Annotated in this window: 18 protein-coding genes; 8 read left to right on the forward strand and 10 right to left on the reverse strand. The window is 74.8% G+C overall.

Features of this window, described 5'->3' with window-relative positions; translation table 11 throughout:
- Nucleotides 1-86 precede the first annotated feature (86 nt).
- The 9 genes from ABD990_RS27790 to ABD990_RS27830 form a co-directional block, all read right to left on the reverse strand.
- Nucleotides 87-2,270, reverse strand: coding sequence for an FUSC family protein (locus ABD990_RS27790; protein ID WP_345383710.1), 2,184 nt, complete (start codon nt 2,268-2,270; stop codon nt 87-89).
- Between the two features lie 32 nt (nt 2,271-2,302).
- Entirely contained in the window at nt 2,303-2,725 is a 423-nt protein-coding gene (locus tag ABD990_RS27795; protein WP_345383711.1) for an ester cyclase, read from the reverse strand.
- A 59-nt stretch (nt 2,726-2,784) separates the two neighbouring features.
- The gene (locus ABD990_RS27800) at nt 2,785-3,807 is read right to left on the reverse strand and encodes a YihY/virulence factor BrkB family protein (protein ID WP_425569672.1); all 1,023 of its coding nucleotides are present in this window, start codon (nt 3,805-3,807) and stop codon (nt 2,785-2,787) included.
- 76 nt (nt 3,808-3,883) lie between these two features.
- Nucleotides 3,884-4,867, reverse strand: a complete 984-nt coding sequence (gene meaB, locus ABD990_RS27805; RefSeq protein ID WP_345383712.1) for a methylmalonyl Co-A mutase-associated GTPase MeaB — start codon at nt 4,865-4,867, stop codon at nt 3,884-3,886.
- The gene (gene scpA / locus ABD990_RS27810; RefSeq protein ID WP_425569673.1) at nt 4,867-7,056 is read right to left on the reverse strand and encodes a methylmalonyl-CoA mutase; all 2,190 of its coding nucleotides are present in this window, start codon (nt 7,054-7,056) and stop codon (nt 4,867-4,869) included. The genes meaB and scpA overlap by 1 nt, the downstream gene beginning before the upstream one ends.
- Nucleotides 7,053-8,984, reverse strand: a complete 1,932-nt coding sequence (locus ABD990_RS27815; RefSeq protein ID WP_345383713.1) for a methylmalonyl-CoA mutase family protein — start codon at nt 8,982-8,984, stop codon at nt 7,053-7,055. The genes scpA and ABD990_RS27815 overlap by 4 nt, the downstream gene beginning before the upstream one ends.
- A gap of 139 nt (nt 8,985-9,123) precedes the next feature.
- A complete protein-coding gene (locus ABD990_RS27820) occupies nt 9,124-9,567 on the reverse strand; it encodes a Rieske (2Fe-2S) protein (RefSeq protein WP_345383714.1) in 444 nt (147 codons plus the stop codon).
- Between the two features lie 17 nt (nt 9,568-9,584).
- On the reverse strand, nt 9,585-10,568 hold the full coding sequence (locus ABD990_RS27825; protein WP_345383715.1) for a DUF6529 family protein: 984 nt from the start codon (nt 10,566-10,568) through the stop codon (nt 9,585-9,587).
- Between the two features lie 23 nt (nt 10,569-10,591).
- Nucleotides 10,592-11,185, reverse strand: a complete 594-nt coding sequence (locus ABD990_RS27830; RefSeq protein ID WP_345383716.1) for a hypothetical protein — start codon at nt 11,183-11,185, stop codon at nt 10,592-10,594.
- Between the two features lie 224 nt (nt 11,186-11,409).
- Between ABD990_RS27830 and ABD990_RS27835 the strand changes: the two genes are divergently transcribed.
- The 7 genes from ABD990_RS27835 (at nt 11,410) to ABD990_RS27865 (ending at nt 22,691) form a co-directional block, all read left to right on the forward strand.
- Nucleotides 11,410-11,976 carry a sigma-70 family RNA polymerase sigma factor gene (locus tag ABD990_RS27835; protein ID WP_345383717.1) on the forward strand — a complete coding sequence of 189 codons (567 nt, stop codon included), beginning with the start codon at nt 11,410-11,412 and terminating at the stop codon, nt 11,974-11,976.
- Entirely contained in the window at nt 11,973-12,647 is a 675-nt protein-coding gene (locus tag ABD990_RS27840; RefSeq protein ID WP_345383718.1) for an anti-sigma factor, read from the forward strand. Before ABD990_RS27835 ends, ABD990_RS27840 begins: the two co-directional genes overlap by 4 nt.
- 412 nt (nt 12,648-13,059) lie before the next feature.
- The gene (locus ABD990_RS27845) at nt 13,060-15,696 is read left to right on the forward strand and encodes a LuxR C-terminal-related transcriptional regulator (RefSeq protein ID WP_345383719.1); all 2,637 of its coding nucleotides are present in this window, start codon (nt 13,060-13,062) and stop codon (nt 15,694-15,696) included.
- 256 nt (nt 15,697-15,952) lie between these two features.
- Entirely contained in the window at nt 15,953-16,552 is a 600-nt protein-coding gene (locus ABD990_RS27850; RefSeq protein WP_345383720.1) for a hypothetical protein, read from the forward strand.
- Nucleotides 16,553-16,660: 108 nt separating this feature from the next.
- On the forward strand, nt 16,661-18,493 hold the full coding sequence (locus tag ABD990_RS27855; protein WP_345383721.1) for a dynamin family protein: 1,833 nt from the start codon (nt 16,661-16,663) through the stop codon (nt 18,491-18,493).
- The gene (locus tag ABD990_RS27860) at nt 18,490-19,968 is read left to right on the forward strand and encodes a dynamin family protein (protein WP_345383722.1); all 1,479 of its coding nucleotides are present in this window, start codon (nt 18,490-18,492) and stop codon (nt 19,966-19,968) included. The genes ABD990_RS27855 and ABD990_RS27860 overlap by 4 nt, the downstream gene beginning before the upstream one ends.
- A 176-nt stretch (nt 19,969-20,144) precedes the next feature.
- Nucleotides 20,145-22,691, forward strand: coding sequence for an Hsp70 family protein (locus ABD990_RS27865; protein ID WP_345383723.1), 2,547 nt, complete (start codon nt 20,145-20,147; stop codon nt 22,689-22,691).
- Nucleotides 22,692-23,091: 400 nt separating this feature from the next.
- On the opposite strand, the gene ABD990_RS27870 is transcribed toward ABD990_RS27865, so the two are convergent.
- Nucleotides 23,092-24,174 carry an LLM class flavin-dependent oxidoreductase gene (locus ABD990_RS27870; RefSeq protein WP_345383724.1) on the reverse strand — a complete coding sequence of 361 codons (1,083 nt, stop codon included), beginning with the start codon at nt 24,172-24,174 and terminating at the stop codon, nt 23,092-23,094.
- Nucleotides 24,175-24,295: 121 nt separating this feature from the next.
- Between ABD990_RS27870 and ABD990_RS27875 the strand changes: the two genes are divergently transcribed.
- Complete coding sequence (locus ABD990_RS27875; RefSeq protein WP_345383725.1) at nt 24,296-25,714, forward strand: cytochrome ubiquinol oxidase subunit I; 1,419 nt, start codon at nt 24,296-24,298, stop codon at nt 25,712-25,714.
- The last annotated feature ends 30 nt before the right edge of the window (nt 25,715-25,744 follow it).

Raw genomic sequence — 25,744 nt, forward strand, 5'->3', positions numbered from 1 at the left:
CCTTCGGCGCCACGCTCCATGATCGTCGGTGGGGGACCGCGGACGTCGTTCCTCGACGGCGTCCGTCCACGTCCGGTGATCATGGCCTACCGGGGCGCCCCGTCCGCGATCCCGGCCAGCCGGAGGCGGAGGGCGTCGGCCGGCGACCCGGGTTCGGCGGCGGGGGCGGCGAGGACCCGGGAGAGGTCGTCGCGCAGGCCGTCGAGCCAGACCCGCAGGTCGGCGAGGTGGTAGAGGTCGACACCGAGGTCCGTGGGCCACCGCAGGTCCGGCGGCGGGAGCGTCGGCGCGGTGAGGGCGGTGCGGTCCCGGCGCGCGAGACCGAGGGCGACGTGCTCGAAGCGGGCGGCGACGTCCGCGGCGGCGAGGTCGAGCGGGCCCACGCAGCTGAGCAGCCGCCCGGTCGGGCACTCCCGGACCAGGGCCTCCGCCCCGCGCACGGCGTGGTGCCCGGCCACCAGGGTCGCCTGCCAGTCGACGACGCCGGGCTGCGGCCGTTCGCTCTGGTAGAGCGCGTAGGAGGCCTCGGCGAGGCGGCCGGTGCGGCGGGCGCGGGGCAGGGCGTCGGCGGGCCGGGCGCCCTCGGCGACCACCCGGACCGTCTCGCGGACCACGCCCGCGGCGTCGGCCAGGAACTCGGCGGCGGCGCGGTGCAGTTCGCCGGTCCCACCGCGCGGCCACGCGATCAGGCCGATCACCACGCCGATGGCGGCGCCGACGGCGACGTCGAGCAGCCGGGCCTCGGCCAGATGCCAGTCCGCCGGGCTGACCTGCGCGAACACCATCGAGATGACCAGGGTGAAGAGCGCCTGTGCCCAGCCGGGGCCGAGCAGCGGACCGGCGGCGAAGCCGACGAGCATGAGGATCGGCAGCAGGACGGCGTAGGTCGTGGGCGGCACGCCCACCACGAGCAGCCCGGCCGCGATGAGGGCGCCGATGGTGGTTCCGATCAGGGCCGGGCGCAGCAGGGCGCGGGTCTCGGCGGCCGTGGTCCGCAGCACGGTGAGGATGGTGAGCAGCACCCAGAACCCGTGGGACAGGTCGAACAGCCCGGCCAGCAGCCTTGCGACGGCCAGGGCGACGGCGAGCCGGAGCGCGCCCTGGAAGTAGACCGACCGCGGGGTGAGGTGTTCGCGCAGCCGGTGCCAGAGCAGCGCCCACTCCGGCTCGTGGGCGAACCAGAAGACGCCGGGACGGGCCGAGGCCGGGGTGGGGTCGGGCGGGACGGGGGCGCCCGCGACCACGCGCAGCGCCGTGACCAGCGTCTTCGTCCACTCCCCCAGCTGCAGGGCCAGCGACCCGAGCCGCAGCCGTTCCGGCGGGAGGCCGTCGGGCGGAATGGCGGCGCGCGCCGCCCGGAACTCCCGCAGGGCCGCGGCGACCCGGTCGGTGTCCGGGACCTCGCCCTCGCCACGCAGCCACGCGCCGGCGGCCGCGACGCAGGAGGCGACCTGGCGCAGCAGGCCGGTGGCGGCGGGCAGGTCCGGGGCGGCCCGGTCGTCGGTCAGGGCGAGGTCGGCGACGCGGCCGAGCAGCAGCCGCGTCGTCCCGGCCGCGGTGGCCAACGCGTGGTCGCGACGGCTCGCCGAGGCCGGGGCCTGGCCGAGCGGCAGCTGGGAGGGCCGCAGCGCGTCGGCGGCGTCGACGGCCTCGGGCAGGAGCGCGTCGAGCCGCTCCCGCCCGCCGCCGGACCAGGCGACGACCAGCGCGTCGAGGCAGGCGGCGAGACCGCCCACGGCCGCGGCCAGCCGATCGGTGTAGGGCGGCGGGCTCCGGTCCGGCCAGAGCACCAGCTCGGCGGCGGCCAGCACCACGACGGCGAGTGCGAGGCCCGCGATGCGCCAGCCCAGCGCGCCCGGGTCGAACGGCGGGAAGCACGGCAGGATGTACAGCAGCTGCGTGCCGGCGGCCAGCCCGACCAGCCGCGGTCCGCCCACCCCCACGAAGCTGACCACGAAGCCGAGCACGAACATCCCGGCCGTCGCGGCGGCCAGGTCGAACGACAGCAGCGTGCCGAGGCTGATCAGCACGGCCCCGACGGGCAGCATCACCAGGATCGTGCGCGCCCGCCGGGACGGGGTGCCCGGGATCTGCGAGAGCGCCCCGAGCGCGACGGCCCCGAACAGGGCGTACGCGGCCATGTCCGGGTCGTCGAGCACGTACCGGCAGACGTAGAAGCCCAGGCAGGCGACGACCGTCACCCGCGCCGCCCGCCGGACGGCGGCCAGGCCGGGGTCGTGGCGGCGCAGCCACGCCCCCGGTGAGGTCATGCCGGGCATCCTGCCCGCGGGGTCGCCCCGTGTCAGCCCTGCAGGTGGCCGAGCTGCCGCAGGACCGTCATGTTGTCCCAGGTGATCCACCACTCGGCGATCTTGCCCTCGGCCATCCGGAACACGGCCCCGAAGCTGAATTTGGCGTACTTCCCGGTGGCCGGGAACGGGCCGAAGTCGCCGTCCTGGGTGCCCTCGTAGGTCGCCCAGAGGCCGACCATGTCCCCGTCGACCACGATGTGCTCGAAGGTCTGCTTGTTGTCCGGGAAGACCGTGGCGTCGAACCGCAGGAAGTCCTTGAACTGGTCGAGGTTCGTGACCTCCATCGCGGGCGTCGCCTCGCAGTGCCGGACGACGTCCGGCGCGAGCAGGGCGTCCAGGTCGTCGAGCCGGCGCTCGTTCATCGCGCTCTCGAAGCGCCGCATGAGGTCCTTGGTCTCGCCCGGGGTCAGCACGTGCGGACACCTCCGTGATCGTGGTCGACCGGAGGCGTTCGGAGCGGATCTTTCGGGCGTTACGACAGGTGCGGCTGCGGCACCTTGTTGCGGCGGTCCCGGAGCCGCTTGGGCCAGTAGTGCTGGATCGCCGCGTTGAAGTGCGCGCCCAGCACGATCGCGAGCCCGATGAAGAACGCGGCCAGCAGGAACGCGATCGGCGCGGCGAGGGCGCCGTAGGTGTAGCCGGTGGTGGTGAGCCAGCTGATGTAGACGCGCAGCCCGGTGACCCCGGCCAGGAACACCACGGCCGCGAGCAGAGCGCCCGGCAGGCCGCGGTGCCACGGCGGCTTGGCCGGCAGCGCGAGCTTGTAGAGCGTGGTCAGGGCGAGGACCAGCACGAACCCGAGCACCGGGTAGTAGAGCCAGCCGATGAGCGTGACCGCCGGGTCCTGCCACGACGCCGGCAGCAGCTTGGGCAGCCGGTCCGGGCCGAGGGCGAGCAGCGGCAGGGAGACGATCCCGCCGACCAGGGCGACGAGGTACATGAGCAGCGCGAGCGTCCGCTGCCAGACCGCGTTGCGGACGCCGTACTGGTCGTGGGCCCGGGTGATCGCGTCGACGAACGACGACATCGCCGACGACCCCGACCACAGCGAGATCACGAAGCCCAGCGACACGAGCTCGCTGCGGCCCGTCGTGAGCAGCGTGGTGACGGTCGGGGCGATGATCTCGTCGACGACGTTGCGGCTGAACACCGTGGAGGCGCCGCGGAGGATCTGCTGCTCGGCGAGGTCGATCGTGTCCGGGCCGAACCAGCCGCCGATGTAGCCGAGGCTGCCGAGCACACCCAGGAGCAGCGGCGGCAGCGACAGGGTCTGCCAGAACGCGGCCGCCGCCGACTCGCTGAAGATGTTGTCGTCCCAGGCCCGCACCAGCGTGCGCTTGACCAGGACCCAGGCCCCGTGCCGACCGTAGGGCCGGGGCGTGCCCTCGGCGGTGAGCCGGACCGTCGGGGCGTCCGGCACCTCGTCGGCCGGGCGGGCGGGGTCGCCGGGGTGCGCCTGCGCGCGCTCCGGGGCCCGGCCCGCCACGTCCGCCACGCCCCCAGCATGCGCCGACCCGGGGCATCTGTCGCGTCCGAGTTCCGGCGCGTCCGGGTCCGGCCCGCCGGAACCGTCAGCCCAGCAGGTCCAGGATCTCCTGGGCGGCCAGCGTGGGCGTCAGCTCGCCGGTGCGGACCTCCTCGGTCAGCCCCGGCAGCCGCCTCTTCACGCCCGGGTCGCTCGTCAGCCGGTCCATCAGCTGGTCGCGGACCATCGCCCACATCCACTCGACCTGCTGGTCGGCCCGGCGCCGCGCGAGCTCGCCGGCCTTCTCCAGCGCCGCGCGGTGCTCGAGCACCGTGCCCCACACCTTGTCGAGGCCCTTGCCGGTCTGTGCGCTGCAGGACAGCACCTTCGGCCGCCAGTGCTCGCTCGACGGCGCCATCATGTGCAGCGCGCCCGCGAGGTCGCGGGCGGCGGCCCTGGCCTCCCTCTCGTGCGGCCCGTCCGCCTTGTTCACCGCGACGACGTCCGCCAGCTCCAGGATCCCCTTCTTGATCCCCTGCAGCTGGTCGCCGGTGCGGGCGATGGTGAGGAACAGGAAGGTGTCGACCATCCCGGCCACGGTGACCTCGGACTGGCCGACGCCGACCGTCTCGACCAGCACGACGTCGTAGCCGGCGGCCTCCATCAGCACCATCGTCTCGCGGGTGCGCCGGGCGACGCCGCCGAGCGTGCCGGCGCTCGGCGAGGGCCGGATGAAGGCGTTGTCGTCCACGGCGAGCGCGGCCATCCGGGTCTTGTCACCCAGGATCGACCCCTTCGTCCGGGTGGACGACGGATCGACGGCCAGGACCGCGACCTTGTGCCCCTCCCCCGTCAGCCGGGTGCCGAGCGCCTCGATGAAGGTCGACTTCCCGACGCCGGGCACGCCCGAGATCCCGACCCGCGTCGCGCCGCCGGCGTGCGGCTGCAGCTCCAGGAGCAGCTGCTGGGCCGCCTGCCGGTGGTCGGCGCGGTTCGACTCGACGAGCGTGATCGCGCGGGCCAGGACCGTGCGGTTGCCGTCGAGCACGCCCTTGGCGAGCGCCGGGACGTCCGGCGGCTTCGGGGGCATCAGTCCGTCGACTCCGCGTGGTCCCCGTGGCCGAGGGCCGCCGACAGCTTGCCGAGCAGCTCGACGGCCGACTCCGCGATCACTGTGCCGGGCGGGAAGACCGCCGCGGCGCCCATGTCGACGAGCTGCGGCACGTCGGCCGGCGGGATCACGCCACCGACGACGATCATGATGTCCTCGCGGCCCAGCTTCGCCAGCTCCTCCTTCAGCTCGGGCACCAGCGTCAGGTGCCCGGCGGCGAGCGAGCTCGCCCCGACGACGTGGACGTCGGCCTCCGCGGCCTGCCGCGCCACCTCGGCGGGGGTCTGGAACAACGGGCCGACGTCGACGTCGAAGCCCAGGTCGGCGAACGCCGTCGCGATCACCTTCTGGCCGCGGTCGTGCCCGTCCTGGCCCATCTTGGCGACGAGGATGCGGGGCTGGCGCCCCTCCTCCTCGGCGAACTCGGCGACGAGCTCGCGGGCACGCGTGATCGCCGGGCTGGACCCGGCCTCCTCGGAGTACACGCCGGAGATGATCCTGATCTGGCCGGAGTGCCGCCCGAACACCTTCTCCAGCGCGTCGGAGATCTCGCCGACCGTGGCCTTCGCGCGGGCGGCGTCGACGGCCAGGGCCAGCAGGTTCTGGTCGACGCCGCGCTCGGCACCCTCGGCGATCGCCGCCGCCGAGTTCGTCAGCTTCTCCAGCGCCGCGTCGACCTCGCGGGAGTCCCGCTCGGCGCGCAGCCGCTCGAGCTTCTCGATCTGCTCGCGGCGCACCTGCGCGTTGTCGACCTTGAGGACCTCGACCACCTCGTCCTCGTCGACCACGTACTTGTTCACGCCGATCACGGGCTGGCGGCCGGAGTCGATCCGGGCCTGGGTGCGGGCCGCGGCCTCCTCGACGCGCAGCTTCGGGATGCCGGCGTCGATCGCCCGGGCCATGCCGCCGGCCTTCTCGACCTCGGCGATGTGCCCCCACGCCCGGCGCGCCAGGTCGTAGGTGAGCTTCTCCACGTAGTAGGAGCCGCCCCACGGGTCGATGACCTTGGTGGTGCCGGACTCCTGCTGCAGCAGCAGCTGGGTGTTGCGGGCGATCCGCGCGGAGAAGTCGGTGGGCAGCGCGAGTGCCTCGTCAAGCGAGTTCGTGTGCAACGACTGGGTGTGGCCCTGGGTCGCCGCCATCGCCTCGACGCAGGTCCGGACCACGTTGTTGTAGACGTCCTGCGCGGCCAGTGACCAGCCCGACGTCTGCGAGTGCGTGCGCAGCGAGAGCGACTTGGGGTTCTTCGGCGAGAACTGGTTCACGAGCTTCGACCAGAGCAGGCGCGCGGCCCGCATCTTGGCGACCTCCATGAAGAAGTTCATGCCGATCGCCCAGAAGAAGCTCAGGCGCGGGGCGAACTTGTCCACGTCCAGGCCGGCGTCGATCCCGGCGCGCAGGTACTCCACGCCGTCGGCCAGGGTGTAGGCGAGCTCGAGGTCGTTCGTCGCCCCGGCCTCCTGGATGTGGTACCCGGAGATCGAGATCGAGTTGAACTTCGGCATCTTCTGCGACGTGTACGAGAAGATGTCCGAGATGATCCGCATGCTCGGCTGCGGCGGGTAGATGTAGGTGTTGCGGACCATGAACTCCTTGAGGATGTCGTTCTGGATGGTCCCCGCGAGCTGCTCCGGCTTCACCCCCTGCTCCTCCGCCGCGACGATGTAGAGGGCGAGCACCGGGAGCACCGCGCCGTTCATCGTCATCGAGACCGACATCTTGTCCAGCGGGATCCCGTCGAACAGCTGCCGCATGTCGTAGATCGAGTCGATCGCGACGCCGGCCATGCCGACGTCGCCGCCCACACGCGGGTGGTCCGAGTCGTAGCCGCGGTGCGTGGCCAGGTCGAAGGCGATCGACAGGCCCTTCTGGCCGGCCGCGAGGTTGCGGCGGTAGAAGGCATTCGACTCGGTGGCCGTGGAGAAGCCCGCGTACTGGCGGATCGTCCACGGCTGGCTCGCGTACATGGTCGGGTACGGCCCGCGCAGGTACGGGGTGATGCCCGGGTAGGTGCGCAGGAAGTCCAGGCCCTCGGTGTCCGCCGCGCTGTAGAAGGGCTTGACCTCGATGCCCTCGGGGGCCTCCCAGGCCTCCGGGCCGCCGGCCCAGTCGGTGGTCGGCGACGCGTCGGACGCCAGGTCGACCGTCGTGAAGTCGGGGATGCTCACTTCTCGACCTCCAGGGCGGAGTAGACGTCGTCGATGACGGCGAGGGCGTCGCACCCGGCGAACAGGTACCCGTCGACGCCCTCGTAGGGGCCCTTGCCTGCCAGCAGGATGCGCGCGGCGCCGGCCTCGCGCAGCGCGGCGGCCGTGGCCTCGGCGCGCTCGCCGTACAGCGCGTCCGTGGAGCAGAGGACCGCGACCGGGGAACCCGCCTTGCGGAAGGCCTCGGCCACCTCCTCCGGTGTCTCGGTCGGGCCGGCCTCGGGCGCGGCGATCCCGCCCGCCTGCAGCAGGTTGCGCGCGAACCCGGCGCGGGTGGTGTACGCCGCGAGCGGGCCGAGGGTGGCCAGGAAGGCGGCCGGGCGCGCGCCGGTCTCGGCGAGGATCTCGTCCGACCGGTCGCGATGGGCCTCGTAGGCCTCCGCGGGCCGGTAGAGCGGCAGGCCGCCGCGGGCGACCGGCTCAGGGAGCCGCGTGCGCTCGACCGGCTTCTCGTCGAGGTTCGGGAACTCGCTCACGCCGGTCAGCGGCGTGCGGCGGGTCGCGACGCCCTTCTCGCGCTTCGCCCGGACCTCGCCGATCTGCTCCGCGAGCAGCCCGGAGTCGAGCGCGGCCACGGCGCCGCCCGCGGCCTCGAGCTCCTGGAAGAAGGCCCAGCCGGCGCGGGCGAGGTCGTCCGTGAGGTGCTCGACGTACCAGGAGCCGCCGCCCGGGTCGATCACCCGGGCCAGGTGGGACTCCTCGATGAGCAGGGACTGGGTGTTGCGCGCGACGCGCCGGGAGAAGGGCTCGGCCTCCCCGATCGCGATGTCGAACGGCGGCACGGTGACCGCGTCCGCCCCGCCGACACCGGCGGCGAACCCGGCGACGGTGCCGCGCAGCATGTTCACCCACGGGTCCCGCTTGGTGAACAGCGTCGGCGAGACGACGGCGTGCTGGGCCTGGCCGGGGCCGTCGACACCGGACGCCTCCAGGACGCGGCCCCACAGCCGTCGGGCCGCCCGGAGCTTGGCGATGGTCGGGAACTGCTCGGCGGTGGCGGAGAAGCGGAACTCCAGCAGGCGCGCCGCCTCGGCCACCGACAGCCCGGCACCGGTGAGCGCGCGCAGGTAGGCCACGCCCGCCGCCAGCGAGAAGCCGAGCTCCTGGGCCTCGGAGCCGCCGGCCTCCTGGACCGGGGTGGCGTCGACGACCACGGCCTTGACCTGGGGGTACTGCCCCGCCACACGGGTCGCGAGCGGGACGACGGAGTCCACGTCCGGCCCGGAGCCGGCGCGGGCGCGCAGCCCGATCGGGTCGAGGCCGAGGGTGCCGAGCAGGGCGTCCTTCGCGACGCCGCGCTGCTCGGCCAGGGTCAGGAAGGCCTCGGCGGCCTCCTCGGCCGACTCCCCCGCGTCGAGCACGACGGGGGCGAGGTCGAGCATGACGCCGTCGAGCGCCGCGCCCAGCTCGGCCACCGGCACGCCGCCGGCGCCGACGGCGAGCCACACCGAGGACACGCCGTTCTCGAGGTCGGCCAGCAGGGCCGCGTGCACCGCCTGCGCCGAGGGCGCGGCGTGGTGCTGGCGGACGTCCCAGCCCGCCGGCACGTGCCCGCCGGCGCGGGAGCCGCGCACGAAGGGCAGCGCCCCCGGCACGCCGGTCTCCGGCAGGTCCGCGACGTCCTCGGCGGTGTACAGCGGCTGCACGTGGATGCCGTCGGCGGTGTCCCAGGCGAGCTTCTCGACGCCCGCGCCGCGCGGCGCGTCCTCGCCGATGCGCCCGGACCTGCGGACGACCGCGTCGACCGCGGCCGCCCACTGCTCGCGCCCCGCGTCCTCGAACTCGGCCGCGAGCACCAGGTGCTCCGGCGGCTCGGGGGCGTTCTCGGCGAGCTCCTGCTCGTCCACCTGGTCGGTCGGGGCGTCCTGCGGTGCCCTGCCTGATGTCATCCGCGCAACTCCTCACCCACCCCGGCGAGCGCACACGCCGTGGTGCGTCGTCGCTACGCGGGGTCGTGCGGAGTCTAGTGAGCGCACCGAGGCCCGGTCAGCCGTGACCCTCGTGATCTGGACCTCTGATCGGCCCTGATCAGGCCAGCGTCACGGCGTCCCCCGACACGGTGACGGCCTTCTCGGGGAGCGGCTTCTTCGCAGGTCCCTCGGTCGGCGCGCCGTCGGTCACGGAGAAGTAGCTGCCGTGGCAGGGACACACGATCTGGCCGTCCGCGACGGACGTCACCGCGCAGCCCTGGTGCGTGCACGTCGTCGAGAAGGCCTTGAACAGGCCCGCGGTCGGCTGGGTGACGACGACCTGCTGCGCGGCGAGGATCACGCCCCCGCCGACGGGGACCTCGGCCGTCCTCACCAGCGGAGCGGCCGCGCCGCCGGGCTGGGGCGCCGCCGTGGCGCCGCCCGCCTGCGGGGCCGTCTGCGGCTCCGGCGCCGCGGAGTAGGTGGCGCAGCCGGCGAGGGCGGCACACCCGGCGGCGCAGGTGCCGGCGAGCATCGAGCGTCGGTTCAGCAGGGGGCTCATGGGTGGGTCTCCCGGGGTCAGAAGGTCAGGCCCTTGGTGGTGAAGAACCACACCGAGGACGTCAGGAAGAGGCCGGTCAGCGCCGTGAAGACCAGGCCGCCGAGGAGGGGCAGGGCCCAGCGGGGGGCGTCGTGCCGGGGCAGGACGAGCATCTTCGCGGCGAAGGCGCCGTAGAAGAAGCAGCCCAGCAGCGAGTGCAGCAGCACCCGCAGGTTCGCGTCCGAGTAGCCGAGCGCGTAGAGGCAGTGCACCGCGACCGGGATCGTCAGCAGCACCGCGACCCGGCCGGACCAGCGGTGGAGCGTCGCCGTCCGCGGGCCGGCGGGGCCGCGGCGGGCGAGCCGGCCATACATCCGCATCGAGGTCCAGAGCTGCACCAGGACCAGCACGAACGCCGCGGCGGTGAGCCAGCTCTTGGCCGCGAGCCCGCTGGAGAAGCCGGCGAGGTTGATCGCGGTGCCCGTGCCCTCGTGGAGCCGGGCGTAGGCGCCGAGGCCCACGGAGACCGCCACGCCGACGACGGTCGGGACGAGGATCGCGGCGAGCCGGGTGCGGGGGTGGGCCGGCGCCTCGACGACCTCGGGGGCGTCGGCGGGATCGTCGGCGGGGCGGTGGCCCGGGACGTCGAAGGCGTCGAACCCGCCGAACCGGTCGAACTCCGCGAGCTCGTCGACGTCGTTCAGGTCGTCGTAGTCCGGGCGGTCCCAGGTGCGCCGGCCCCACGTCGGGTCGGCCCACGTCTGCTCGACGCTCTCGTCGCGCCCCGGCTGGTCGGGCACGGCGGCGAAGACCGAGGTGGTGGCGTCGTGCAACCGCGGGTCGAGCCCGGCGTCCGGCCCCGCCGGCACGATCGGGAGGTTCGGGTCGGTGGGCGGGTCGAACCGGCCGGGGTCGTGGCCCGGCCGGTGGCCGGCGTCGGCGGTGTCGGAGTAGGGCTCGGTGCCGTGCTCGGCGGGATCGAGGCCGAGATCGGTGGCACCGGCGCGCGGGGAGCGGCTCACGGGGTCCTCCGGGGAGATCGGGGTCAGGCGGTGCCGAGCTTCTTCAGGACGGCCCGGTCGGTGGCGACCCCGGCGGGGGCGTCCTCGGGCTGGGCGGAGAAGGGCCAGCTCTTGTCGCCGACGGCGACGGTGCCGAACACGGCCCGGTCCGTCGCGTCGGCGGTCAGGTCGCCGTCCACGCCGCTGAGCTGCAGCTTCCCGCCGTTGACGGTGCCCTCGAACCAGGACTCGACCTGCTCGCCGTCGCAGACGTAGGCGACGACCTTGTCCCCCTCGACGCCCATCGCGACGGTCACCTCGTTGCCGGCGGAGCGGCCGGCGAAGGCGGCGTCGGACACGGCGGGGGCGGCCTCCTGCTCCTGCTGAGGGGCCTGGGCCTGAGGAGCGGGGGCGCTCGCCTGGGGAGTGGCCTGCGCAGCCTGGGCGGGGGCCCCGGCGGGAGCGCCGTAGCCGTCGGAGCCGGCCGAGGCGGCGGAGCCCGTCGAGCCGGACTGCGCGGTCGTCGTCACGGCCGGCTCGTCCGCCGGTCCGCCGGCCAGGACCGTGTTCACGCCGAACACCGCCAGGCCGACCGCCAGCACGGCGAGCAGCGTCAGCATCGGGCCGCGTGCCCTCATCGGATCACCTCGTTCGTGGGGGAGCGTTCACAGGGGGACACGGACGCGGGCGGGGGGTGGTTCACCGGATCGGGGAAGAAGTTGCGGTGAACCGTCGCCGCGGCACGTCCGTGTCGCCGATGTGGACTTCGCTACCCTCACCGCGCTCCGCAGGGGCACGGGACCGCCGGTGGGCCCGGCGCGTTCCGCCCGCGGTGTCGTCCGTCCTCTCTCCGGGAGCGTGCATGGTCGGGTCGGGTCACCGGGCGCGGGGACGCGCCCGGGAACGCACGGGTCCACGGGACCCGGACGAGGCGCTGATCCGCGCCGTCTACGCCGAGCACGGGCGGGCGCTGCTGGCGTTCACCACCCGCCTGCTCGGCGACCGGGCGGCGGCCGAGGACGTGGTCCAGGAGGTCCTGGTCCGCGCGTGGCAGCACTCGGACGTGCTGACCAACGGCCGCGGGTCGGTGCGCAGCTGGCTGCTGACCGTCGCCCGGAACCTGGTGACCGACCGGGTGCGGGCGCAGCGCGCCCGTCCGTCCGAGGTCGAGGAGGACGCCGCTCCCCCGGTCGCGACCGGCGACCACGCGGACCGGGTCGTCGACGCCCTGACCGTCCTGCCCGCCCTGGAACGGCTCTCGCCCGACCACCGGGACGTCCTGGCCGAGGTCTACTTCCGCGGCCGGACGCTGCCCGAGGCCGCCCAGGTGCTCGGCGTGCCCCCGGGCACGGTGAAGTCCCGCTCGTACTACGCGCTGCGCGCCCTGCGCACCGCGCTCGGCCCGACCGTGGAGGGAGTGCCGGGATGACGACCTGCGGCATCGACGGCGGCGAGCTGTCCGCGCACGTCCTGGGGCTGCTGACCCCGGCGGAGACGGCGGCGGTCGAGGCTCATCTGAAGGGGTGCGCGCAGTGCCGCGCCGAGTGGGAGGACCTGCGCGCGATGACGCGGACGCTCGACGAGCTGCCCGACGAGGCCCTGCTGGAGGGGCCGCCGGACAGCGACCTGGTGCTGCACCGGGCGCTGCGCGAGATCCGCGACGAGCGGGCCTCGGAGCGACGCCGGCGCTTCCTGACCCGGGCGGTCGCGGCGGTGGTGGTGGCCGCGGCGCTGCTCGGTGGCGGGATCGTCGCGGGCCGGGCACTGGCCCCGACCGCGCCCGCCACGACGGTGGCCGCGGGCGCCCGGACGATGGAGGCGACCCAGGGCGCGGTCACCGCCGCGGTCACCGTGACCCCGGCCAACGGCTGGGTGCGGCTCGCGGCCAACGTCAAGGGCGTCCCCGCGGGCGAGCACTGCCGCCTGGTCGTGCTCGCGAAGGACGGCTCCCGCGAGATCGCCGGCGGCTGGGTGGTCCCGCCGCAGGGCGAGGCGGGCGGCGTCCACCTCGACGGCAGCGCCGGCGTCCCCGCCGACCAGGTCGCCGGTGTGGTCGTGGAGAACACCGCGGGGCAGCGGTACGCGGAGATGAGGGTGTGAGCGGAACGGCCCGCTGACGCCTGTCCCCGCGGGGATCGGCAGCGTCGAGGAGATGGCGGCTCAGGGCGTCCGTTCCGCGTCACGTGGCATCGCCGTGTCGCCCGCCGCTCACCCGTCGTGACCGCCAGCCCGGGGCCGGGGCGCCCGGATCCTACGCGTAACCGCGTTACGCGTCGTTTGCCCGGTCGGACCTCTGCGACAGGAGGATGAATTCGCCGGGATGCGGTTGGCAGTGCCGGTGCACATGGGCAGAGTCCGACTGCCGATCCGCGGGGGGCGGTTCGGGGCGGTGGGACTCTCCTGTGAGGTTTCCGGTGAGTTGCGTTCTCGGCCGTTCCGCACTCGGCGCCCGTTCTCCGTGCGCCACGGAGTCCTCGCCGGAACCTGCCGTTCCGCCAGCAGGGCGGCGGCCGTGATCCGCACCTGGCCCTTCGTGGGCCGCGCCGCCCAGCTGGCCCGCGTGCGTCGGATCCGGTCCGGCCCGGGCGGCCGCGCAGGCGTGGTGCTGGTCGGGCCCGCCGGTACCGGCCTGACGCGGCTGGCCCGGGCGGTACTCGACGCGGCCGCGGCGGAGGGGTGGACGGCGCGCTGGGCGATGGCGACGCGGTCGGCGGCGGAGATCCCCCTCGGCGCACTCGCCCAGCTCCTCGACGCCGCGGATCCCGTCGAGGGGCCGCAGGTGCTGCCGCAGGCGGCGGCGCACATCGTGGCGGGGGCCGGCGGGCGCAACCTGGTCGTCGGCGTGAACGACGCCCATCTCCTCGACAGCGTGTCGGCGAGCGTGCTCCACCACCTGGCCGTGACGCGCTCGGCGTTCCTCGTGCTCACGGCGCGGACGGACGTGTCCGTGCCGGACCCGGTGTTCGCGCTGTGGAAGGAGAACCTCCTCGAACGCGTCGACGTGCACGAGTTCGACGAGGACGAGACCGCCGAGCTGCTGAGCCGGGTCGTGGAGGCGCAGGTGGACCGGGCGACCGTGCACCAGTTGCACGCGCTCACCGGCGGCAACGCCACCTACCTGCGCGAGCTCGTCGAGGACGCGCTGCGGTCGCGGACCCTCGCCCCGGTCGACGGGATCTGGCGGTGGGCCGGGCCGCCGCGCCCGACGCGGCGGCTGAGCGATCTGGTCCGGGCCCGGATCGGCAGCCTGCGACCGGAGGAGCAGGAGGTCCTCGAGCTGCTCGCCTTCGGCGGCGACCTCGACGCGGACGGCCTGTTGGGCCTGTACGGCGCCGACCTCCTCGACCGGCTCGAGCAGCGCGATCTTCTGGTGTCGCGGGTGGTGGGCGACCGGGTGCGGGTGTCGCTCGCGCGCCCGCTCTACGTCGAGGTGCTGCGCTCGGCCTCCTCGCCGCTGCGCGAGCGGGCCGTCTACCGGCGCCTCGCGGAGTCCCTCGGCGGGTCCGGCGCCGAATCGGTGGACCCGGTCCGGACCACCTCCTGGCGGCTCGCCGGAGGGCTGCCCGTGCCGGACGAGACGCTCGTGGCGGTCGCCGAGCAGGCGGCGACGGCGGCGGAGCCGGACCCCGCCGCAGCGGTCAGGGTGGCGCGCGCCGCGGTCCGCAACGGCGGCGGGTTCGACGCGTCGATGACGTTGGCCCACGCGCTGATGGCCCTCGGCCGGCCGGGCGAGGCCGAGGAGGTGCTCGCCGGGCTCACCGCCGCCGCGGACACCGACGCGCGACGGGCGGGGCTGGCGGTGGCCCGCCTCGGCAACCTGCAGTGGGGCGTCGGGGACCCGGACGGTGCGGCAGAGCTGATGGCCGAGGTCGACCGAGCGTCCTGGCTCGATCCGCGGCGCCCGGAACCGGTGGTGCTGCGTGCGGCGTCCCTCGCGTACACGGGCCACTACGGCGAAGCGCTCACCGCGGTCGCGCCGCTCGTCGACGACGCCGACCGGCTCGGTCCGCTGGCCGGCCCGGCACGGGCCGTCGCGGCCGAGGCGCTGTGCGCCACCGGACGCCACGATGCCGCGCTCGCCGTGGCCGAGCGGGCCCGGGCCGCACTGCCGGACGCGGCCGCGTGGGCGGCGGGCTGGGGACGGGCCCAGCTGGACGCGGCAAGCTGCGGTGCGTTGATCGGCCTGGGCCGGTCCCCGGAGGCGGCGGAGCTGGCCGAGGCCGGGCACCGTCGTGCAGTGGCCGCCCACCAGTCCGTCGCCCAGGCCCTGTACGAGGGCTGGCACGGCATCGCGCTCGCGCGGCAGGGGCTCCTCGGCGACGCCCTGCAGCGGTTGCGGGACGCCGCCGGAGCGGTCGAAGGCGGCTCGTTCCCCTTCCTGGCGGTCGTGCTCGCCCACATCGCCGGGACCGAGGCCATGCGCGGCGACGCGGTCGCCGGGGCTGTGGCCCTCCGGCGGGCCGAGCGGGCGTCCGAGGCGGTCGGCGGGGCCGGCGACGCGTGGGTGGTGCTCGCCTCGGCCTGGGTGGCGGCCGCGCAGGGTCGCGGCGACGCGGTGACCCGCGCGCTCGACGCGGCCCGGCGGGCGCGGGCGGTCGCCCACGTGCAGGCCGAGCTGGAGGCCTTGCACGGCTGCGTCCGACTCGGGGCGGCGACGACGACGCTGGACCGGATCACCGAGGTGGCCGCCGAGGTGGACGGTCCGATGGCCCCCGCCTGTGCCCGGCAGGCCGCCGCACTCGCCGCCGGGGACGCCCGCCGGCTGGTCGAGGTCGCCGAGGTCTTCGCCGGGCACGGCACGCTGCTCGTCGCCGCCGAGGTCGCCGCCCAGGCCGCCCGCCTGCACGACCTCGGCGGACGTCGGGGTGCGGCGCGGCTCGCGGCGACCCGGGCCCGGGAGTGGGCCGGGCGCTGCCAGGGCGCCGCCACCCCGGCGCTGGCGTCGCTGGGCGGGGCCGGGGTCCTGACGTCCCGGGAGACCGAGATCGCGACGCTCGCGGCCGCCGGGATGACCAGTAAGGCCATCGCGGCCGAGCTGATGGTGTCCGTGCGGACGGTCGACAACGTGCTGCACGGCATCTACCGCAAGCTCGGCGTACCCGGCCGGCGGGAGCTGGGCGAGGCGCTGCGCGCGGGTGTGGCCGAGTGACGCTCCGCCGGGTGACCGCGGGGAGCCCGGGCGCACGCCGTCGGCGCAGGTCGTCGGGCGGAGGGTCGGCGGCGGGCCGTCTCCGCAGGTCCTGCTTTGCGTGGATGAGTAGTCCCGTGCGTACCGGGGCGGAGGGAAGTACCGGGCTACTCACGACGCGGGGCCGCGGCCGCCTCGACACTGCTGCCCGGCGACCGGTCGGTCGCCACCGCGCGAGGGACCCAGCCAGGGACAGGCACGGGCAGGAGGGACCGTCATGGCCGACCAGAGCACGGGCGAGCACACCCGCAGCGGGGACGTCTTCGGGCACGAGCACCGGGACCGCGACGAACTCCGCGAGCGCGAGCGCGAGGAGCACCGCCGCGAGGAACGCCGCGAGCACGAGCGCGAGGAACGCCGCGAGCACGAGCGGGAGCGCCGCGAGCACGAGCGGGAGGAGCGCCGCGAGCACGACCGTGAGCGCCGCGAGCACGAACGCGAGGAGCACCGCGAGGGACACCGGGGCGAGCACCACGGTCGCGAGGAGCACGGCCGGCACTTCGAAGGGACCCGGCACGAGCACCGGGACCGCGACGAGCACCGCGACCGGGACCGCGACGACCGCGACCGGGACGAGCGCCGGGACCGGGACGAGCACCGCGACCGTGACCGCGACGAGCACCGGGGCCGCGACGAGCACCGGGGCCGCGACGAGCACCGGGACGACGAGCACCGGTACGAGCACCAGGGGATGCGCTCCGAGCACGACGAGGGCCGCTACGACCACGACCGGTCCGAGGACCACGGCCGCCGTGGTGACCAGGAGCACCACGACATGCAGCAGTCGCACGACATGTCCGGGTCCGAGCACGTCTGAGCACGTCTGAGCACGTCTGAGCACCTCTGAGCACGTCCGACAGGCGCCGGCGTCCACCGCGGCGCCGGGCAGGGTCGCCGGGGGGTCGGGGGCCGGTCCGGGGGGAGCATGATCCAGCAGCAGGGACCGAGCGCCGCGGTGCGCTACGGCCGGGAGACCGTGGACCTGGCGATCGAGGGCGCCGTCGCCCACGGTCGGGATGATCTCGTCGAGCGGCTGCGCGGCGCCCGGGACCTGCTGTCGGGCTCCGGCGTCACGGTGTACGTCGTCGGCGAGTACAAGCAGGGCAAGAGCTCGCTGGTCAACGCGTTGCTGACCACCTCGGTGTGTCCGGTGGACGACGACATCGCCACGGCCGTGCCGACCGTCGTGCGGTTCGCGGCCGAGCCGAGCGCCCGGGCCGTGTACGAGCCGCAGGACGGCGACGTCGGCTCGCCGTGGACCGAGACGATCACGTTCGAGCAGATCGCCGACCACGTCGCGGAGGCCGGCAACCCCGGCAACCGGCGGCGCCTGCGGTCGGTGACGGTGGGTGTGGACCGGGCGCTGCTGGAGTCCGGGCTGATCGTGGTGGACACGCCGGGGGTCGGCGGGCTCGGGTCGGTCCGCAACGCGGTGACCGCGAGCGCGCTGCCCTCGGCGCACGCCGTGCTGTTCGTCTCCGACTCCTCGCAGGAGCTCACGGCTGCGGAGCTGCGCTTCCTCCGGACCGTGGCCGAGCTGTGCCCGACGGTCCTGTTCGTCCTGACCAAGACCGACCTGTACCCGCACTGGCGGCGCATCCTCGAGCTCGACCTCGCGCACCTGGCGCGGGAGGGGGTGACGGTAGCGGCCTTCGCCGTGTCCTCGCAGGTGCGGTCGGCCGCGGCCGAGAGCGGCGACGCGGAGCTGAACGAGGAGTCCGGGTTCCCGCCGCTCGTGCACCGGATCGGCGACGTGATCGAGGACGCGGAGCGGGTCGCGCTGCAGTCGCTCGGCGCCCACCTGCTCTCGGCCATCGGGCAGATCGTCGCCGCGCTCTCGGCGCGGGCCGCCGCTCTGGGTCGCCCGGAGGACGCCGGCGACGTGCGGGCCGAGCTCGCCCGGGCGCGGGAGAGGGCGGACACCCTGCGCAGCCGCAGCTCGCGGTGGCAGCAGGTGCTCTTCGACGGCTTCGCCGACATCTCCTCGGACGTGGACTTCGATCTGCGGGTGCGCACCCGGGCGGTGCTCGCCGAGGCGGAGCGGGCGATCGACGAGGGCGATCCCGCCAAGAACTGGGACGAGTTCGAGAAGTGGCTGCGCTCGCGGCTGGCCGCGGAGACGCTCGAGAACTACGCGCGGTTCACCACGGCCGCCGACGAGCTGGCGGAGCGGGTCGCCGAGCACTTCGAGCTGGTCGAGAAGCAGATCCTCACGGTCCGGGCGCCGGTGGGGGTGCTGGAGCAGCTCTCGATCGACACGGCCGCGCTCGACGCCCCGAAGAAGCTCACCGGGAAGATGGCGATCTTCCAGAAGACCTACGCCGGTTACATGATGTTCACGATGCTCGCGCATCTGACGACGCTGGTGATCCCCAGCCCCGTCGGCATCGTCGCGGGCCTGCTGATGGGCCGCGCCGCACTGGGCGAGGAGCGGCGCCGGGCGGTCGAGCAGCGCCGGTCGGCCGCCCGCACCGCGGTGCGCCGGTTCGTGGAGGAGTTCTCGCTGCAGGTGTCGAAGGACTCCCGGGACACGGTCCGGCGAGCGCAGCAGGAGATGCGCGAGCGGTACACCCGGCGGGCCGAGGAGCTCCAGCGGTCGGCCACCGAGGCGCTCGACGCCGCGCGCGAGGCGGTGCGCGGCGACGAGGACGCCGCCGACGAGCTGCGCCGGCTGCGGAAGGACCTGCAGCTCTTCGCCACCCTCCGCGCCCGCACGGAGCAGATGCTGGCGCGGACCGCCCCGGAGCCGGCGCGATGAGCGGGCCGGAGGTCGCCCGGCGGGTCGCCGCCCTCGTCCGGGCGGCGATCGGCGAGTACGCCGGTGGCCCGGCCGAGGGCGAGCTGCGCGCCGTGGCGGCGCGGCTCGCCGAACCGCTCCGCGTGGCGATCGCGGGCCGGGTCAAGGCGGGCAAGTCCACGCTGCTCAACGCGCTGGTGGGGCAGCAGCTCGCCGCCACCGACGCCGGGGAATGCACGCGGATCGTCACCTGGTACGTCGACGGGATCACCTATCGCGTGGCGCTCCATCCGCGCGCGGGGCCGCCACGACAGGTGCCGTTCGGGCGCGTGCAGGGAGCGCTCGACATCCGGCTCGAGGGGGTGACCGCGGAGGACGTGGAGCGGCTCGTGGTCGAGTGGCCGGCGCCGGCGTTGCGGACGATGTCGCTGATCGACACCCCCGGCATGGGCTCGACGAGCACCGCCTTCGGCGAGCGGACCGAGGCGCTGCTGACCCCGGAGGCCGAGTCCGAGGGCGGTCCCGCCGAGGTCGACGCGGTGGTCTACCTGATGCGCCACGTGCACGGCGAGGACGTCCGGTTCCTCGAGGCGTTCAGGGACGGCTCACCCGACCGCAACCCGGTGAACACCGTGGGCGTGCTCGCCCGCGCGGACGAGGTGGGGCACGCCCGCCCGGACGCGCTCGACGTCGCCGCCAGGATCGCCACGCGGTACGCCGCGGACCCCAGGATCCGGGCGCTGTGCCGCACCGTCGTGCCGGTGGCGGGGCTGCTGGCGTCCTCCGCGGCCGCCCTGCGGGAGAGCGAGTACCGCATCATCGAGGTGCTCGCGCGGGCGCCGGACCTGGACCGGCTGCTGCTCACCGCCGACCGGCTGCGCACGGCACCGACCGACGTCCCGCTGCTGCCCGACGAGCGCGCCATGCTGCTCGACCGGTTCGGGATGTTCGGGTTGCGGCTCGCCACCCGCATGGTCCGCGACGGCGAGGTCGGCAGCGCCGGCGACCTCGCGGCGGCGCTGGCGGAGGCGAGCGGCCTGCCGCGGTTGCGGGCGGTGCTGGCGGACCAGTTCGCGGCGCGCGCGGAGATCCTCAAGGCCCGGTCGGCGTTGCTGGGCCTCGAGTCGGTCGTGCGGCGGTTCCCGCCACCGGCCGGGTCCGGTCTCGCGCGCGAGGTCGAACGGGTGCGCGCGGAGGCCCACGAGTTCGCCGAGATCGCGCTCCTGGACGCCGTTCGCTCGGGGGCGGTCCCGCTCTCCCCCGACGAGTTCGCGGCCGCCGAGCTCCTGCTGGGGGCGGCCGGGACGGACGCGCGTGCCCGCCTCGGCCTGACCGCAGACGCCGGACCCGAACAGGTCCGCAAGTCCGCCGCCGACCAGCTCCTGCGGTGGCAGCTGCGTGCCGAGCACCCCGGCTCGCCGCGCGAGGTCGGGCGGGCGGCGCGGCTGCTGGTGCGCAGCTGCGAGGGCATCCTCGGCGAGCTCGGCCCCGGATGAGCGGCGACCGGGGAGCTCGTCGTCGGCCACGAGCGGCAGGGCATGAGTAGCCGGGCCGCCGCCGCCGTCCGGGGTGAGTAGCGCACTACTCATGACGGGTGCGGCGGTGCCCGGGAGGTTGACGGGCGGGAGGCCTCGGGCCGTTGCCGCCCCCTGTGACGTCTGGAGGAGGCCCGGTGGGCTACAGCCTCGGAATCGACCTCGGCACCACCTACACGGCGGCGGCCGTCGACCGCCGGGGCGCCGTCGAGATGGCCACGCTCGGCGACCGTACCGCGGCCATCCCCTCGGTCGTGCTCTGGCGCAGTGACGGTCCGGTGCTCACCGGGGACGCCGCGAACCGCCGGGCGATGATGGAGCCCGACCGGGTCGCCCGCGAGTTCAAGCGCCGCCTCGGCGACCCCACGCCGCTCGTCCTCGGCGGAGCGCCGCACTCGGTCGCCTCCGTGCTGGCCTCGTTGCTCCACGCCGTCGTGGACAAGGTCGCGGACCGCGAGGGCGGGCCGGCGGAGCACGTGGTCCTGACGCACCCGGCGAACTGGGGGCCCTACAAGCTCGAGCTGTTCGGGTCGGTGCCGCGGATCGCCGAGGTCGAGCACGTGTCGCTGACGACCGAACCGGAGGCCGCCGCGGCGCACTACGCGACGAACGAACGCCTGCCCGACGGGGCGGTCATAGCCGTGTACGATTTCGGCGGCGGGACCTTCGACGCCACCGTGCTGCGGCACCGCGGTGCCGGCTTCGAGACCCTCGGCGTGCCCGAGGGGGTGGAGGGTCTGGGTGGGATCGACTTCGACGAGGCGGTGTTCGCCTTCGTCGACCGGACCCTCGACGGGGCGGTGACGGCCCTCGACCACGGGGATCGGCAGAACGCGGCGGCCCTGCTCAGGCTGCGGCAGGAGTGCGTGCTGGCGAAGGAGACGCTCTCGTTCGACATCGAGACGCTCATCCCGGTGCTGCTGCCGGGCCTGCAGACCGAGGTGCGGCTGACCCGCGCCGAGCTCGAGGAGATGATGCGGCCGTCGATCGAGGCGACCGTCCGCGCCCTCCGCCGGGCGCTGCGGACCGCGGAGGTCGAGCCGGAGGACCTCTACGCCGTCCTCCTGGTCGGCGGTTCGTCGCGCATCCCGCTGGTGTCGCAGATGGTGTCCGAAGCGCTGGGCCGGCCCACCGCGGTCGACGCCCACCCCAAGCACGTCGTCGCGCTCGGCGCGGCCGCCCTCGCCGCGGCGCTCGAGCAGGCCCCGGGCAACGGGGCCGGGGCCGCACCCGAGGGCGTGGTCCCCGTGGTGCCGGAGCCGCGCCGCGACGGCATGGCGGTGGCCGACGGCGCAGCGGGGACCGTGGCGGACGGCGCAGCAGCGCCCGTGGCGGACGGCGCAGCAGCGCCCGTGGTCGCCGGCGCAGCGACGGGCGTCACCGGTGCGCCCGTCGGGGCTCCCACACGGACCGAGGTGCCGCCGGCCGCCGCTGCCGCAGCGACGGACGCGCCGTCGCCCGCACCGCCTGCGGTCGACGTGCCGCCGCCGGCACCGGCGGTCGAGCCGCCGCGGCCCGCAGCGGCCGAGGCTGCTCCCCCCGACACCCCGGTCGGTCCCCCGACTGCTCCTCCCGGCACGCCGTCCGGTCCCCCGCCGCTGGCCGGTCCTTCGGGCCGCGGACCGCGCCGCCCCGTCCGCATCCTCCTCGCCGTCGCGTCCGTCGTGGTGGTGCTGGCCGCTGCGGGGATCGGGGTGTTCCTGTGGCGCGGGGGCGGTACCTCTCCGACCGCCCCTGCCGGGGCCGCGAACGTCGCCGCGAGCATCGCCGGCCCCACCGTCTCCGGGTCCGTCCCGGTCGGGCAGAACCCGCAGGACGTGCTCCTGTCGCCCGACGGCCGCACCGCCTACGTCATGAACACCGGCTCCAACTCGATCTCCGTGATCGACACGGGCACACGGGGGATCACGGCGACCGTTCCCGTGCCCAACGGACCGCCGCAGTTCGCCAGCATCAGCCCGGACGGCGCGCGCCTGTACGTGAGCGTCTACAACCCCGCCACCACCGGCGCCAACGCGGTCAACGCCGTCGACGTGGTCGACACGAGGTCGCTCTCGGTCACGCACACCATCCCGGTCGGCCTGCACCCCTACGCCTCCGCGGTCTCCCCGGACGGCAACACCATCCTGGTCCCGAACCACGACTCGGCGGACATCTCCGTGATCGACTGGAGGACCAAGTCGGTGACCGGGCGGATCCCGGTGAAGCCCAATCCGCACTTCGTCGCCTTCACCGCGGACGGCTCGAAGGCGTTCGTCGCCGACCACGAGTCGAACGTCGTGTCGGTGCTCGACGGGCACTCGCACGCCGTCACCGCGGTGATCCCGGTGGGTCGCAGCCCGCACAGCCTGGCCGTGTCGCCCGACCAGAGCACCGTCTACGTCGTCGACTACGACCAGAACACGGTCTCCGTCATCGACATCGGGAGCGAGAAGGTCACCGGAACGATCCCGGTCGGGGCGAACCCGCAGAGCGTCGCCTTCGCCCCCGACGGCAAGCACGCCTACGTCGCGAACAGCGGGGGCGGCACCGTCTCCACCATCGACACCGGCACCCGCGCGGTCGTCTCCACGGTGCAGGTCGGGCGCAGTCCCACGACGATCGCCGTGGCTCCTGACGGCCGGACCGCGTACGTCACGAACTACGACGACAACACGCTCTCGGTCCTCGCCACCGCCGCCTGACCCCGTCGGCCGGCGCCCGGTCCGCTCGCGCGGCGTCCGCCGGCGCCCGGCACACCCGCACGGTCCGGTCGCACACTCGACGAGCCGCCGCGCGCACGTCAGGGCGTGGTCCCGCATCCGGGGCGAGCGGCACACCGTGTCGACCACCTGTGCGACGCCCCCGGGGTTGTGCGGGCGCGAGGCGGCGGTGGCTCGTCGGGCAAGTCGCGTGACGTGTTTGCCCCGGTGTCGGGCCCGACGAGCTCGTCCTTTCGACCGAGGCAGAGCCGGCACACCCCGTCGCGCCGGCCACATCAGGTCGACGGCCCGTGCGACGCACCATCGGGGCGTGCGACCGAGCCAGACGGCTGTACCGGACGCGAGCAGGTGTGGCCGGGCGCGAGCGAGTTCCCCGCGGCCGTCACCGGGCGGTGGCGCCGAGCTCTTCCCCGACCCCTTCCCCCGCCGCCTCGACCCGGTCGCTCCGCCGCACCGGGGTCGCGGGGAGGGTGAGGCCGGGCAGCACCTCCGCGCCGAGGCGGGCGACGTTCTCGCAGGTCCGGGCCTCGTCGCCGGTGGTCTCGACCATCAGTGCGAGGGATCGGGCGCCGGTGTGGCGGAGCGTGCGGGACAGCCGGGCGCGGCAGAGCCCGGGATCGCCGACCGGGTGGAGGCGGCAGAGGAGGTCGGTGTACTCGTCCGCGTCCCGCGGGATGCGGGGCGCGCCGTCGTAGCGCGTGTAGCCCGCGAGCCCCGGCCGCAGCCAGCGCGGGAGCGCGGCGCGCACCTCCGCCTGCGCGCCGGCGGTCGTGTCGGCGACGTGTGCGAGGTGCGTGCTCACGTGCGCCACGTCCGGCCCGCCCCGCGACCGGTGGGCGCGGACGAACCGGGCCTTCTCGGCGTCGTCGGCGTGCATGCCGAGGAGCATCGGCAGCCCGCGCGCGGCGGCGAGCCCGATCCCGGTCTCCGAGGTCACGGCGAGCAGCGGGTCGACGCCCGCCCGCGGTCCCGGCACCACCGGCACCTCGCGGAACCGGAACGCGGGCCCGGCGCCGCGCACCCGGGGCCCGGCCAGGGTCGCCAGCAGCAGGTCCAGCGACTCGGCGAACCCGCCGTCGAGCCGCTCGGGCCCCGTGCCGAAGACCTCCAGGTCCACCCACGGCCCGCCCCGCCCGACCCCGAGCCGGAAGCGGCCGCCGGACACCTGGTCCAGCAGCAGCGCCTGCTCGGCGAGCGCGACCGGGTGCTGCACGGACAGCACACTCACCGCGGTCCCGACGGTGATCCGCGAGGTCGCACCCAGCACGTACCCGGCCAGCGTGACGGCCGAGGGGCACAGCCCGTAGGTCATGAAGTGGTGCTCGGCGAGCCAGACCGCGTCGAAGCCGGCCTCCTCGGCGGCGACCGCCGCGGCGACCGTCCCCTCCAGCACCTCGCCCGCCGAGCGCCCCGGGAAGCCCGGGGCGAGCAGGAAGACCCCGACCCGGGGCCGCGCGCCGATCATGCCCGGACCGTAGCGGCGGTGACCGGACACACGGGCCCCGGCACGTGACCGGATCTTCTACTCGGTGTAGAACTGAGCCAGAACCTCTACAAGTCGTAGAAGTTCGGGAGGAGCCGCCGCCATGGCACTCGACCTGGCCCGTTGGCAGTTCGGGATCACGACGATCTACCACTTCCTCTTCGTCCCGCTGACGATCGGGCTGTCCGTGATCGTGGCGTCCCTGCAGACCGCCTGGCACCGCACCGGCCGCACCGAGTACCTGCGGGCCACGAAGTTCTTCGGCAAGCTCTTCTTGATCAACTTCGCCATGGGCGTGGTGACCGGGATCGTCCAGGAGTTCCAGTTCGGGATGAACTGGAGCGAGTACTCGACCTTCGTCGGCGACGTCTTCGGGGCGCCGCTGGCCATGGAGGCGCTGCTCGCCTTCTTCCTCGAGTCGACCTTCATCGGCCTGTGGATCTTCGGCTGGGACAAGCTCCCCCGGCGCGTCCACCTGGCCTGCATCTGGGCCGCCGCGATCGGCACGAACCTGAGCGCCTACTTCATCCTCGCGGCCAACGCCTGGATGCGGCACCCGGTCGGCTTCGAGGTCGACCCGGCCACCGGACGGGCCCGGCTGACCAGTATCTGGGCCGTGCTCGGCAACGACCAGGCCTGGTCGACCTACCTGCACGTCGTCTCGGCCGCGTTCATCGCCGCGGGCCTGTTCGTCGCCGCCGTCAGCGCGTACAAGCTGCTGAAGGACAAGGAGCCGCGCGAGAGGGAGCTCTTCCGCAGGAGCATGCGGGCCGGGTTCGTGGTCACCGCGGTCGCGGGCGTCGTCGTCACCCTGAGCGGCGACCACCAGGCCAAGCTCATGGCGCAGTACGAGCCCATGAAGCTCGCCAGCGCCGAGGCCCTGTGGGACGACGAGCACGGCGCCGGTTTCTCGATCTTCGCCGTCGGCGACATCCAGGACGGCCGCAACCACGTCAACGTGCAGGTCCCCGGCGTGCTGGCCTTCCTCGCCACCGGCGACCTCGAGGGCGACGTCCAGGGCATCAACGACATCCAGGCCCGCTACGAGCAGGTCTTCGGTCCCGGCACCTACATCCCGAACGTCGGCCTCCTCTACTGGGCCTTCCGGCTGATGATGGGCCTCGGCCTGGCCGGCGTGGCGATCTCGGTCGTCGGGCTCTGGATGACGCGCAAGGGCAGACTGTTCCCCTACCGCTGGCAGTACGGGCTGGTCGTCGCCGCGCTGCCCGCCGCCCTGCTGGCCACCATCTTCGGCTGGATCCTCACCGAGATGGGCCGCCAGCCCTGGACGGTCGTGGGCGAGCTGCTCACGGCACACAGCGTGAGCCCCGGGGTCAGCCTCACCGAGGTCGCGATCTCGCTGAGCGCCTTCACGCTGATCTACGCCGTGCTGGCGGTCGTCGAGTTCGGCCTGCTGTTCCGGTACGTGAAGGCGGGCACCGCCGCCGTCATGCCCTACCCCGAGGACGACGCCGTCGAGCCCGAGAAGACCGACGACCGCGTCCCCGCCTTCGTCTACTGACGGAGGACCTGCTCGTCAGGGTCCGACCAT

Source organism: Pseudonocardia yuanmonensis (genome assembly GCF_039542425.1).
Lineage (GTDB): Bacteria > Actinomycetota > Actinomycetes > Mycobacteriales > Pseudonocardiaceae > Pseudonocardia > Pseudonocardia yuanmonensis.